Raw genomic sequence first — 12773 nt, forward strand, 5'->3', positions numbered from 1 at the left:
CCGCTGCGTCGTGCGGTCAGGAGAGCGAGCCGGTGACGTTGCCGCCGGACTCGGTCACGTAGTAGGTGACGGTCCTGCCGCTCCAGAAGTGGAACGTCAGGGTGACCTTCTGGCCGTCGTTGACCTCGGACCAGAAGGCGGTCGGGAGCGTGATCGTGCCGGCCGCGTAGTCCGGGTTGAACGCGCGGCCGAACTCCTTGTAGGAGGTCCAGTTCTGCGGTCCGGCGTTGGTGCCGTCGGCGTACTTCGCCTCCATGGTCGCGAGCTGGTCGCCCTTGAACTGGGTGGGGATCGCGAAGGTCGCCGAGGCGCCGGTGGCCGCCGACATGGTCGGCTGGTCGTAGGAGATGACGCTGATGCGCCATGGCGCGCCCTGCGAGAACACCGCGTGGAGGTTGCCCCTGACGCCGTAGGAGCGGTCGCCCAGGATCGCCGTCAGCCGGCTCGCCTTGATCGTCAGCGTGGAGCCCGAGACGGTGTAGTCGGTGCCCTGGACGAGGTTGGTGGAGCCGAGCCGCAGGCCCTGGAACGTGGTGCCGTTCAGGTTGAGGGTCACCGAGACGTCGGCGACGGTCGCCGTGCGGGGGACGAAGATCTGGTCCGTGGCGGCCGTGCCCGAGCGGGTGGTCCAGGCGGCCTTCATCATCGCGAAGAGCTCGGGGTCCCTCCACTGGAACGCGGTGCGGTCGAAGTGCTGGCCGTTGTCCCAGATCTGGAGGGTGATGCCCTTCTGGCGGGCGTAGTAGCCGGCATACTCGAAGAACTTGAGCTTCTCGCCCTGCTCGACGGTCCCGGTGTGGGTGTCGAAGCCGAGGAGTCCGTACTCGCCGACCAGGACGGGGATGCCGTTGGCGACGAACTCGTCGTGGGCGCGGTCGAAGTAGCCTTCCAGGTCGGCCCGGACCTCGTCGTTGAACTTGGTGAACCCGGCGATGTTGACGCTGAAGGGCCAGAAGCCGTAGTAGTGGATCGTGGCCGCGATGTTGGGGTCGTCCAGGGCCTCGATGGTGGCACTGAGCGCGTCGAGGCGGCCCTGTTCGGCGTTCGTGTGGAGGGTCGGCAGGACCAGGACCCGGGTCGCGTTGCCGCCGCCGGAGGCGCGGACGATCTCGTGGAACGAGGTGTTGAGGTCGTCCAGGAGCGCGTAGGCGGTGGTGTCGTCGACGTTGTTGAACTGCGGCTCGTTGACGCTCTCGAACAGCAGCTCGGGCGGGGCGTCGCGGAAGCGGTCGGCGAGGGCGGTCCAGATGGCCTCGTAGCGGGCCTCGACGACGGTGCGGTTGGTGTTCATGTCCGCCATCCAGATCCACGAGTCGTGGTGGATGTTGATGAGGACGTACAGGTCGGCTTCCAGGGCCCAGCCCACGACCTCTTCGACGCGGTCGAGGTAGGCGTCCTCGACGGCGTAGGGGGCGCTCTTGCTCTGGTGGTTGTCCCAGGTGACGGGGATGCGGATGCTGTTGTAGCCCTGGGCGGCGACGTTCTGGATGAGCGCCTCGGTGATGCGCGGGTTGCCCCAGGCGGTCTCGTCGGCGCCGACGGCGTCGAGGGAGTTGCCGAGGTTCCAGCCCGGCTGCATGGCCGCGACGGTCTCCATGGCGCTGATGCCGCCGGTGGGCGGCGGGGTGGTGGTGGGCGGGGTGCTGGGCTCGCCGACCGTGCCGGTGCAGACCTTGCCGTTGAGGCTGAACGAGGTCGGGACGCCGTTGGTGCCCGACCAGGAGCCGTTGAAGCCGAAGGAGACCGAGCCGTTGGTGGGGATGGCGGCGTTGTAGCCCATGTTCTTGGCGGTGACGGTGTCACCGGAGCTGGTCGTGGTCGCGTTCCACACCTGGGTGACGCGCTGCCCGTTCGGGAAGGTCCACACCAGGTTCCAGCCGTTGACGGCGTCGCCGAGGTTGGTGATCTTCACATCGCCGGTGAAGCCGCCGCCCCACTGGCTCGCGATCTTGTAGTCCACTTTGCATCCTTCGGCCGCGTAGGCGGCCGTGGGGGCGAGGATGCCGAGCCCTGCGGCGAAGACGGCGAGGGCGGCCACCGCCAGCGCCATCCACTTTCGGGTTCGTCGCTTGACGCCTTGCATGGTTCTCCTTCTGTCCGCGTCGATGCCGGGGAGGAGGCGGGCCGCGGGCACCCATCGAATATCCTCAATGCAAGACTAAGTTGTGAGACTAAACTTTGTCAAACCCCGTGGCTGCCGAGCCGGTTCACAGCAGGGCGTGCGCGAACTCGTACGCGAGCCAGGCCGCGAAGACGAGGAGGATGAGCCCGGAGGCGCGGTCGAACCAGACGCGGCGCTCCTTCGTCATCGCGCGGCGCAGTCCCGTCGCGGCGGAGGCGAGGAGGAGGAACCAGGCCCACGAGGCGGTGACGGCCCCGGCGGCGAAGACCGCTCGCGAGGCCGCGGCCTGGGCGGCGATCGCGGCGCCGAGGACGCCGACGGTGTCGAGGATGGCGTGCGGGTTGAGCAGCGAGACGGCGGCGGTGCGCCGCAGGGTGCGCAGCGGGGACCAGGCGCCGGTCTCGTCGGCGAGGTCGGCGGCCTTGGCGCGCAGGGACTTCACGCCGAGGTAGGTCAGGAAGGCGGCGCCGGCGGCGAGCATGGCCGGGCGCAGGCCGGGGACGGAGTCGAGCAGCGCGGAGGCGCCGGTGGCGCCGAGGACGATGAGGAGCGTGTCGCACAGGCCCGCGCCGGCGACGGCCCACAGGGCGCGCGGCATCCCGAGCGCGACGCCTTGACCGAAGACGAAGACGTTCTGGGCGCCGATGGGGACGATGAGGGCCAGGCCGAGGGCGAGGCCGGCGAAGAACGCGGCGGTCACGGGCGCATCCGGGGGCTGGTTCGCATCCGGGAATCCTAGCGAACCGGTGCAATCGGTTGCCCGGTTCGTATTGACAAGCTGAAAGCGCATTCCCTACGCTCGAGACCAGATCGCATCGACATATTTGCATGTTGACATGCAGTTGTGGTTGCGAGAGTCCAGTGCGACAACGATGTTGTGAAGGGACACGACATGACTCCTCGGAGAAGCATCAGGACGGCGCTCGTCGCCGGCCTGACCGGTGCGGTGGCGCTGACGGCCACGCTCGTCGGCATGAACATCGCCTCGGCGGCACCCGTCCGCCACGAGGCCGAGACCTCACCCGCCACCTGCCAGGGCACCATCGACTCGGACCACTCCGGCTACTCCGGCAGCGGGTTCTGCAACACCGCCAACACCACCGGCGCGGCCGTCCAGTTCACGGTCAACGCCGCGAGCGCGGGCACCGCCACCCTTGGCATCCGGTACGCCAACGGCGGCGGCGCCGACCGCCCTGCCGACATCACCGTCAACGGCTCGGTCGCCGCGTCCGCGAGCTCCTTCCCGGCCGGAAGCTGGACGGGCTGGACCACCAAGACCGTCACGGTGCCGGTCACCGCCGGAACCAACACGGTCCGCCTCGCCGCGACCACCGCGAACGGCCTGGCCAACATCGACTACCTCGACTTCGAGGTCACGGGCTCGAACCCGCCCACCACCACCCCGCCGCCGAGCGGATCGGCGATCTACGTGGCCCCCAACGGGACCGACGGCGCCGCCGGCACCGTCACGGCGCCGACCACGCTGACCTCCGCGATCAGCCGCGTCACCGCGGGCGGCACGATCTACATGCGCGGCGGCACCTACAACTACTCGGCGACCGTCGTCATCCCCGAGACCAAGGACGGCACCTCCGGCGCCCGCACGGTCCTGGCCGCCTACGGGAGCGAGCGGCCGGTGCTGAACTTCTCGGCCCAGGCCGAGGCGTCGGCCAACCGCGGTCTCGCCGTCTACGCCGACTACTGGCACGTCAAGGGCCTCACGGTCGAGCGCGCCGGCGACAACGGCATCTTCGTCTCCGGCAGCAACAACATCTTCGAGCGCACCCTCACCCGCTACAACCGCGACTCCGGCCTCCAGCTCTCGCGCCAGTCCTCGACGAGCACCACCGCCTCGTGGCCGCGGAACAACCTCGTCATCAGCGCCGAGTCCCACGACAACGCCGACTCCGACGGCGAGGACGCGGACGGCTTCGCCGCCAAGCTCACCGTCGGCCCCGGCAACGTCTTCCGGTACTCGGTGGCCCACCACAACGCCGACGACGGCTGGGACCTCTACACCTACGCCGATTACGACCCGATCGGGGCGGTGACCATCGAGGACTCGCTCGCGTACGAGAACGGCACCCTCTCCAACGGCACCGTGTTCAACAACGGCGACCGCAACGGCTACAAGCTCGGCGGCGAGGACGTCCCGATCAACCACGTCGTGCGCCGCTCGATCGCGTTCGACAACGGCCAGCACGGCTTCACGTACAACTCCAACCCCGGCTCGATCACCATGGCGAACAACCTCTCGATCGACAGCGCCGAGCGGAACTTCCAGTTCAGCGCCGGGTCGCACGTGTTCACGAACAACACCTCGTGCCGGTTCGACGTCTCCGGCGGCAACGACCAGACCGTCGGCGCCACCAGCACCGGCAACCAGTGGTGGACCGGCTCCAACGGCTCCCGCTGCGCGAACTACAGCGGTGCGCTGGCCTGGTCGTTCGCGAGCGACGGGCGCCTCGTGGTGACCCTCGGCGGCCGGACGGTGAGCCTGTGACCTCCAGTGCCTGATTCCTTCCATCCCGGGAGCGGCCCGTCCACTGCGGACGGGCCGCTCCCTTCGCGGCGTGGCCCCGGGCGGCGCGGTCAGCCGTTGTTGGTGCGGCCCACGTAGACGTCCCGGGCCCGGTAGAACCGCCTTGCCTCATGCCGATGCGACCGCACCGGGAGGATTGCGGTCACATCGAATCTTTTCAATATATGGTGCGGATCGGGCGCACATCTGTCAACGCCTTCCGACGCGTTCACCCGTTGACGGTCACCGCGATCATCGCGGCGGCGGCGATGACGTCGAGGAAGAGGCAGAACTCGGCCATCGAGCGGACCACGACCCGGCCGGTGCGGTGGTGCCACGCGTCCCAGGCGGCGTGGCCGAGGAGCCCGGCGGCCACGAGGTAGGCGGCGGTGTCGCCGCCGATCACCATGACCGCGACGGCGGCCCCGCCGAACAGGACCATCGCCAGCGACTGGAGCGGCAGCACCTCGGCCGGGCGGACCGCGCCGCGGACCAGGCCGTACAGGGCGAACGCGGCGGCGATGCCGAGCAGGACCCAGGTGGCCGCGTCCTCCCAGGGCGTGAACCCGGCCGCGCCGATGACCACGAAGGACAGCCAGAACACGGGCCAGGCGGCGCGGGGCCGCTGGAGCGCGGCCGCGCCGAGGTAGACGAGGCCGGAGGCGGTGAGCACGGGCGCGAGGTCCGCGCCGGCGGCGAGGTCGTAGGCGACGAACGCGCCGAAGGCGATGCCCGCGGCGACGGGCCAGAAGCGGAGCACCCCGCTGCGGGCGGGGGCGGTGGTGGCGGTCGACATCGGAAGCTCCTTGTATACCTGGAGGGGGTATCTGACGTCCTCAACCATCCGCTCCGCGGGGCCGCAGGTCAAGCCGGGAGCCGGTCGAGGTCCGAAATCTTGGCATCCTGGTCTTCCGGACACCGCGCTTCCGGGCTTAGCCTGGAGGCATGGACCCGCACCGCGTGGTCGTCGTCGGCTACGACGACGCCGAACTCCTCGACATCGCCTGCGTCACCACCACCCTCGACGCCGTCCGCCAGATCAACCCCGACCTGGGGTACGACCTCGCGCTGGCGACCCCCGGCGGCGGGCCGATCACCTGCTCGACCGGGCTCGTCCTGAACGGCCAGGCCGTGCTCGAACGCGTCCGCGGCCCGATCGGGACGCTCGTCGTCTCCGGCGGACTCGGGCACGCCGACGCCGCCCGGGACGAGCGGCTCGTCGGCCACGTGCGCCGCCTCGCCCGCGAGAGCGAGCGCGTCGCGTCCCTGTGCACCGGCGCGAGCGTCCTCGCCGCGGCCGGGCTGCTCGACGGCAGGCGCGCGACCACCCACTGGCACTTCGCCGAACAGCTCGCCGCGTCCTACCCGGCCGTCCGGGTCGACCCGCGGCCGATCTGGGTCCAGGACGGGAACGTCTACACCGCCGCGGGCGTGACCAGCGCGCTCGACCTCGCGCTGTCGTTCATCGAGGCCGACTTCGGGCCCGACATGGCCCGCTGGGTCTCCCGGGCCATGGTCACCTACCTGCACCGGCCGGGGAACCAGGCCCAGATGAGCATGTTCACCGCCGCGCCCGCGGCCGACCACGACACGGTCCGCAAGGTCGCCGACCACATCGCCGGGAGGCTCGACGCCGACCTCTCGACCGAGGCGCTGGCCCGGCTCGCGCGGGTGAGCCCGCGGCACCTGACGCGGCTGTTCCGCGCCCACCTGCACCAGACGCCGGGCCGCTATGTCAGGAAGGCCCGCGTCACCTCCGCGGCGCAGCTCCTGTCGACCACCGACCTCCCGGTGGCCCGCATCGCCGCCCGGTGCGGCTTCGCCTCCGCCGAGGCGCTGCGGCAGGCGTTCGCGAAGGAGTACGGCATCGCGCCATCGCAGTACCGGTCGGTCGCGTCCCGGACCTAGGCCACGGACCTGATGGGCCACACCAGGATGCCCCCGAGTAGGGTCACGGCGGCGGCGACCGCGTAGAGGCCGGCGTAGCCGCCGAACCCGGCGATGATCGGGGCGGCCAGCGCCGGCCCGAGGACCTGCGGGACCGTGGAGGCGATGTTGATGATGCCGAGGTCTTTGGCGCGGTCGGCGGCGGCGGGCAGGACCTGGGTGATGAGGGCCTGGTCGACCGAGAGGTAGACGCCGAAGCCGGCGCCCATGATCGCGGCGGCGGCGATCGCGGCCGGCCAGGTGTGCCAGAAGACGAGGATGAGCGCGGCCGCGGCGATGACCACTGAGGACGCGAAGACGAGGATCTTGCGGCGGCCGATGCGGTCGGAGACGACCCCGCCGGCGACCGCGGTGGCGACGACCCCGCCGGTGTACAGGAGCGTGAGGACGAGGACGCCTTCCTCGGGGTTCGGGTGGTGGACGGCGTCGTCGAGGAAGTACAGCAGGTAGAGCGTGCCGGTGGCGTTGCCGAGCATGACCAGGAAACGGGTGAACCAGGCCCAGGCGAAGTCGGGGTGGGCGCGCGGGGAGACCCAGAAGGTCTCCAGGAGGGCCTTCCGGGTGAAGGGCGGGCGGGCCGCCCGCGGCAGCGGCGGATCCGGAGTGGACAGGACGAAGGGGAGGGCCATGGCGGCGGCCGCGAGGCCGATCACGGCGTAGCCGGCGGCGGTGCCGGTGACGAGCATGGTGACGATGACGGCGCCCACGACGAGGCCGAGGGCCTGCGGGAACCCGATCCAGCCGGACACGACGGCCCGCTGGCGCACCGGGACGTGGTCGGGGATGCCGGCGTTGAGGCTGGCGTACCCGGCGTTGAGGGCGGCCTGGGCGAGGCACCAGAACAGGAGGACCCCGAGGACGGTGGTCTGGGTGCCCAAGAGGCACAAGGCGACCGCACCGACGGCGAGGCCGCCGAGGGTCCAGGGGTGGCGGCGGCCGAAGCGGCCGGTGGTGCGGTCCGACAGCGCCCCGGCGAGGGGGTTGGCGACGACGGCGACGAGTGCGCCCACGCCGGTGACGAGCCCGAACGCGGCGACCTTGCCGTCCTCGTCGATCGCTTCGAGCTGGATCGGCAGCAGCACCTGGATCGGGGTGAAGAAGGCCATGTAGAGGCCGAGCATCGCGGTGGTGATGCCGCCGATCCAGACGCGGCCGACGTCGCGGTCCGGTTCGGCCAGCGCGGGGTGGGCGGGAGGGCTGGGGGCGGGCGGGGCGTCGGTCATCGGCGCTGGTCGCGGATGAGCGCCGCGTAGCGGTCGAAGGAGTCCTTGGGGGTGCGCTCCTGGGTCTCGAAGTCGACGTGGACGAGGCCGAACCGCTGGTGGTAGCCCTCGGCCCATTCGAAGTTGTCGAGCAGGCTCCACACCAGGTAGCCGCGGACGTCGGCGCCCTGGTCGACGGCGGCGGCGACGGCCTTGACGTGGGCTTCGAGGTAGTCGATGCGGGCCTGGTCGCGGATGCGGCCGTCGGCGTCGGGGCCGGTGCCGTAGGAGCAGCCGTTCTCGGTGACCCACAGCGGCGGGAGGGCGTCGCCGTAGTCGGCGGTGAGGTCGAGGAGGGTCTGGGTGAGGCCGGAGGGGATGACGGGCCAGCCGAAGTCGGTGGTGTTGACGTGCTCGAACTCGGCGAGTTCGAACGGGAGCGGGGTCTGGCCGGGTTCGGGGGCGGTGACGCGGGTCGGGTTGTAGTAGTTGACGCCGAGTCCGTCGAGGGGCTGGTTGATCGCGGCGAGGTCGCCGTCCTTGATGAACGGGAGGGCGCCGTCGAGGCCGAAGGAGCCGAGGTCGGGGTAGGTGCCGAGGAGGACCGGGTCGGTGAAGACGCGGCGGTGGAGGGTGTCGTAGGCGCGGGCGGCCTCGGTGTCGGCGGCGCTGCCGCTGTAGGGGATCGCGGGCGTGTACGAGTTGGTGAGCATGACGTGGGGGGCGCCGGCGGCGCGGAGTGCGGCGGTGGCGAGGCCGTGCGCGAGGAGCTGGTGGTGGGCGGCCGGGAGGGCGTCGAGGAGGTAGGTGTGGCCGGGGGCGTGCTGGCCGAGCGCGTAGCCGAGCGCCATGTGCTCGAAGGGCTCGTTGAGGGTGATCCAGTGGGGCACGCGGTCGGCGAGGCGGGCGGCGACGATGGCGGTGTACTCGGCGAAGCGGTGCGCGGTGTCGCGGTCGAGCCAGCCGCCGCGGTCTTCGAGCGCCTGCGGGAGGTCCCAGTGGAAGAGGGTCGGCATGGGGGCGATGCCGGCGGCGAGGAGGGCGTCGACGAGACGGTCGTAGAAGGCGAGGCCGGGTTCGTTGGCGGGGCCGGTCCCGTCGGGCTGGATGCGGGGCCAGGCGATGGAGAAGCGGTAGGCGTCGACGCCGAGGCGCTGGAGGAGGGCGACGTCCGCTTCGTAGCGGTGGTAGTGGTCGCAGGCGGTCGCGGCGGTGTGGCCGTCGCGGACCTTGCCGGGCGTCGCCGTGAAGGTGTCCCATATGGATCGCCCGCGTCCGTCCTCGGTCGCGGCCCCCTCGATCTGGAACGCCGATGTGGCGGCGCCCCAGACGAATCCTTCGGGCAGGCGCGGTATCGCGGCCACAGGCACCTCCGAAAACGTGACGTGAGTAACGTTCGTGAAGATACCAGGTCGTGAACCGGTCGGTAACCCCTCTTCGGCCGGGGCCTCCCGGTTGTTCACCGCGCCCGGAAAGGACCGGGCGCGGCGGGGCGGCCCGGCCGGGAGGCGGCGCCGGTGCAGGCCGGGACGGTTGCGGCGCAGTGATCCGATTCGCCCTCGCGTCGGTCGAATCCGCAGTACCGTGACGAGGGCGTTCGCCGGGAGTTCACTCGACGTTGGTGGAACCGCATACCCGCCGCGCATAGCGTCCGGGGCGAGAGACAACCGAACGCGAGGAACCCCCGCACGCGTTCCCCATCGGACTGCCATGGAGAAGTGAATGCATCCCCAGAACCCGGAGCGCCGCCGCCTGCAGCTGTTCCCGTCCGTGCACGGCGGACGGTCGGCGATGACCTGCCTGTACCGCTGCGGCGACGCCTGCAGCCACCCGGTTCCGAACACCTCCGACAACGAGTACCTGGGCGACGTGATCGCCAAGGCCGTCTCGCGCCGCGGCCTGTTCAAGGGCGGCGTGGCGGCGGGCCTGGTCGTCGGTGCGACGGGTGCGCTCGCCGCTCCGGCCGCCGCGGCGGACGCCGACGACGCGCCGGCCTCGGCGCGCTGGGGCCGCGCCCCGCGCGGCCTCGACTTCGAGCCGGTCGCCCCCAACCGCGAGGACGCCGTCACCATCCCCGAGGGGTACGAGCAGCAGGTCGTGATCGCCTGGGGCGACCCGGTCCTCGAAGGCGCTCCCGAGTTCGACCCCGAGAACCAGACCGCCGAGGCGCAGGCCGGCCAGTTCGGCTACAACAACGACTACGTGGCCCTGCTCCCCCACCCCGACAGCAGCCGCAAGAAGGTCCTCGTGGCCAACCACGAGTACAGCGACGAAGTGCTCATGCTGCCGGACTACGACGCCGCCGCCCCCACCGAGGAGCAGATCAGGATCGGCCTCGCCGCGCACGGCCTGTCCGTGGTCACGGTGCAGGAGGACCGGCGCACCGGGGCGCTGACCCCGGTCGTCGGCGACGGGCTCAACCGCCGCATCACCGCCGAGACCCCGTTCGTGATCGCCGGCCCGGCCGCCGGCTCGGACCTGCTCAAGACCTCCGCCGACCCCGAGGGCACCACCGCGCTGGGGACGCTCAACAACTGCGCCGGCGGCATGACCCCGTGGGGCACGGTCCTCTCCGGCGAGGAGAACTTCAACCAGTACTTCGCGAACGCCGGCGCGGTGACCGACCCGGTCCAGAAGGCCCGGCTCGCCCGCTACGGCCTCTCCGGCGGCGCCAGCTCGCGCAAGTGGGAGACCTACGACAAGCGGTTCGACGTGCTCCAGGAACCGAACGAGCCCAACCGGTTCGGCTGGATCGTCGAGATCGACCCGTACGACCCGGAGTGGGCGCCGCGCAAGCGCACCGCACTCGGCCGCTTCAAGCACGAGGGCGCGGGCCCGCGCCTGGCGCGCGACGGCCGCGTCGTGGTCTACATGGGCGACGACGAGCGCTTCGACTACATGTACAAGTTCGTCTCCAAGGAGAAGATGCGGACGGGCAACTCGCGGCGCGCCCGCGAGCACAACCGCAAGCTCCTCGACGAGGGCACCCTGTACGTCGCCAAGCTGACCGGCGACAGCCCGGCCGCCGAGATCGACGGCTCCGGTGCGCTGCCCTCGGACGGCGCCTTCGACGGCTCCGGCGAGTGGATCAAGCTCGCCAGCGGCGACGAGTCCTTCGTGGAGGGCTTCACGGCCGAAGAGGTGTACGTGTTCACCCGCCAGGCCGCCGACAAGGTCGGCCCGACCAAGATGGACCGGCCCGAGGACGTCGAGCCGAGCCCGAAGACCGGCAAGGTCTACGTGGCGCTCACCAACAACAGCAACCGCGGCACCGGCACGAACGCCAAGGCCGACGAGGCGAACCCGCGCCACGCCAACCGCCACGGCCAGGTCCTGGAGCTGACCGAGCGCCACAACGACCCGACGGCGCTGACGTTCGGCTGGAACCTGCTGCTGGTCTGCGGCGACCCGGCCGCGGCCGACACCTACTTCGGCGGCTTCCCGAAGGACCAGGTCAGCCCGATCTCGTGCCCGGACAACGTGGCGTTCGACCCGCACGGCAACCTGTGGATCTCGACCGACGGCAACGCGCTCGGCTCGAACGACGGCCTGTTCGCCGTCGCGCTCGAGGGGAGCTACCGGGGCATGACCAAGCAGTTCCTGACGGTGCCGGTCGGCGCCGAGACCTGCGGCCCGGTCGTCCAGGAGAAGCACATCCTGGTCGCGGCCCAGCACCCCGGCGAGCTCACCGGCGCGAGCTTCGAGAACCCGCTCTCGGAGTGGCCCGACGGCCCCGGCTCGATCCCGCGCCCGGCGATCGTGAACGTGACCAAGGAGGGCTTCGACAGCATCGGCTGCTAGAAGCCCGACCGAACGGCGGCGTCCCTGGCCGGGCGCCGCCGTTCGGCATCTCCGGCGGTCCGCCGCCCCGGGCGGTGCCCTGTCGTTTGGCGTCGCCCGGTGCCCTGCTGTCCGGAATTCCCACGCCAGGCGTTCCCAGGGCCGGTGTGCGTTGCCGTCCGGTGGCCCGCCGCCGTCCGGAAGTCCGGCCACGCCAGGCGCTCCCAGGGCTGGTGTTCAGCCGCCCGATGACCGCCCTCCGGAAGTGCGGTAACCGTCGGGTGTTCTCAGGGCCGGTGCTCCTGCCGTTTGAGCGTTCTGCCGTTCGGTGTTCTGAGGGGCGGGACGGGCTTGGCGGACGGATGTGGTTCCGCCTAAGTTTGACCCGGCCGAGATCCGGCCCCGAATCGGAGGTTCCCCGCATGCCCGTCGCAACCGGTCCAGTCGCCCTCGTCTCCGGCGCTTCGCGCGGCCTCGGCGCCGTCATCGCGCGCCGCCTGGCCGCCGACGGCTTCGCCGTCGCGGTCAACTACGGCTCCAGCAGGGACGGGGCCGAGCGGGTGGTGGCGGACATCCGGGAAGCGGGCGGCACGGCCGCGGCGTTCGGCGCCGACGTCACCGACGAGGCCGCGGTCGCGGACCTCGCCGAGCGGGTCCGGGCCGAGCTCGGCCCGGTGACGGTGCTGGTGGCGAACGCGACCGGGCCGCAGCCGGAGGTGCCGCTCGACCGGCTCGAGTGGAGCGACCACCTGGCGCAGCTCGAGTTCTTCGTGAAGAGCCCGACGCTGCTGCTGAAGGCGTTCCTACCGGACATGCGCGCGGCCGGCGGCGGCCGGGTGGTGCAGATCGGCTCGGACATGTTCGAGCGGGCGCTCGCGGGCTGGTCGGCGTACGTGGCGGCGAAGGGCGCGCAGTGGGGCCTCACCCGCTCGTGGGCGCGCGAGCTCGGCCCGGACGGGATCACCGTGAACCTGGTGGCGCCCGGCTGGATCCCGGTGGAGCGCCACGGCGAGCTCACCGACGACGACCTGGCCGGGTACCTCGCCGACCTGCCGCTCGGCCGCATCGGCAAGCCCGACGACATCGCCGCCGCGGTGTCGTACCTGGCCTCGGACGCGGCGTCGTTCGTGACCGGCCAGCGCCTGACGGTCAACGGCGGCCACACCATCGACTAAGAGCCCAACCGAACGGCGGCGCCCGA

Annotated in this window: 9 protein-coding genes; 4 read left to right on the forward strand and 5 right to left on the reverse strand. The window is 71.4% G+C overall.

Annotated elements, in window-relative coordinates:
- Nucleotides 1–16: 16 nt before the first annotated feature.
- Together GFD30_RS00545 and GFD30_RS00550 are read right to left on the reverse strand one after the other, a co-directional pair.
- On the reverse strand, nt 17–2083 hold the full coding sequence (locus GFD30_RS00545; RefSeq protein WP_227995692.1) for a cellulase family glycosylhydrolase: 2067 nt from the start codon (nt 2081–2083) through the stop codon (nt 17–19).
- Nucleotides 2084–2207: 124 nt separating this feature from the next.
- A complete protein-coding gene (locus tag GFD30_RS00550) occupies nt 2208–2822 on the reverse strand; it encodes a LysE/ArgO family amino acid transporter (protein ID WP_322632787.1) in 615 nt (204 codons plus the stop codon).
- Between the two features lie 192 nt (nt 2823–3014).
- Between GFD30_RS00550 and GFD30_RS00555 the strand changes: the two genes are divergently transcribed.
- Nucleotides 3015–4625, forward strand: coding sequence for a carbohydrate-binding protein (locus GFD30_RS00555; protein WP_153023272.1), 1611 nt, complete (start codon nt 3015–3017; stop codon nt 4623–4625).
- A 247-nt stretch (nt 4626–4872) separates the two neighbouring features.
- On the opposite strand, the gene GFD30_RS00560 is transcribed toward GFD30_RS00555, so the two are convergent.
- A complete protein-coding gene (locus tag GFD30_RS00560) occupies nt 4873–5439 on the reverse strand; it encodes a hypothetical protein (RefSeq protein WP_194201798.1) in 567 nt (188 codons plus the stop codon).
- Nucleotides 5440–5588: 149 nt separating this feature from the next.
- Between GFD30_RS00560 and GFD30_RS00565 the strand changes: the two genes are divergently transcribed.
- Nucleotides 5589–6551, forward strand: a complete 963-nt coding sequence (locus GFD30_RS00565) for a GlxA family transcriptional regulator (RefSeq protein WP_153023273.1) — start codon at nt 5589–5591, stop codon at nt 6549–6551.
- Here the strand turns inward: GFD30_RS00565 and GFD30_RS00570 are convergent.
- Together GFD30_RS00570 and GFD30_RS00575 are read right to left on the reverse strand one after the other, a co-directional pair.
- Nucleotides 6548–7813 (reverse strand): MFS transporter, encoded by a 1266-nt coding sequence (locus GFD30_RS00570; protein WP_153023274.1) that lies wholly within the window; start codon nt 7811–7813, stop codon nt 6548–6550. The two genes, GFD30_RS00565 and GFD30_RS00570, sit on opposite strands and share 4 nt — an antisense overlap.
- Nucleotides 7810–9156 (reverse strand): GH1 family beta-glucosidase, encoded by a 1347-nt coding sequence (locus GFD30_RS00575; protein WP_322632788.1) that lies wholly within the window; start codon nt 9154–9156, stop codon nt 7810–7812. Before GFD30_RS00575 ends, GFD30_RS00570 begins: the two co-directional genes overlap by 4 nt.
- A gap of 358 nt (nt 9157–9514) precedes the next feature.
- Here GFD30_RS00575 and GFD30_RS00580 point away from each other — a divergent pair, with 358 nt between their 5' ends.
- Both GFD30_RS00580 and GFD30_RS00585 read left to right on the forward strand, forming a co-directional pair.
- On the forward strand, nt 9515–11593 hold the full coding sequence (locus GFD30_RS00580; protein WP_153023276.1) for a PhoX family protein: 2079 nt from the start codon (nt 9515–9517) through the stop codon (nt 11591–11593).
- A gap of 401 nt (nt 11594–11994) precedes the next feature.
- Entirely contained in the window at nt 11995–12747 is a 753-nt protein-coding gene (locus tag GFD30_RS00585; protein ID WP_153023277.1) for an SDR family oxidoreductase, read from the forward strand.
- The last annotated feature ends 26 nt before the right edge of the window (nt 12748–12773 follow it).

This window comes from Glycomyces albidus (assembly GCF_009451885.1).
Classification (GTDB): domain Bacteria; phylum Actinomycetota; class Actinomycetes; order Mycobacteriales; family Micromonosporaceae; genus Glycomyces; species Glycomyces albidus.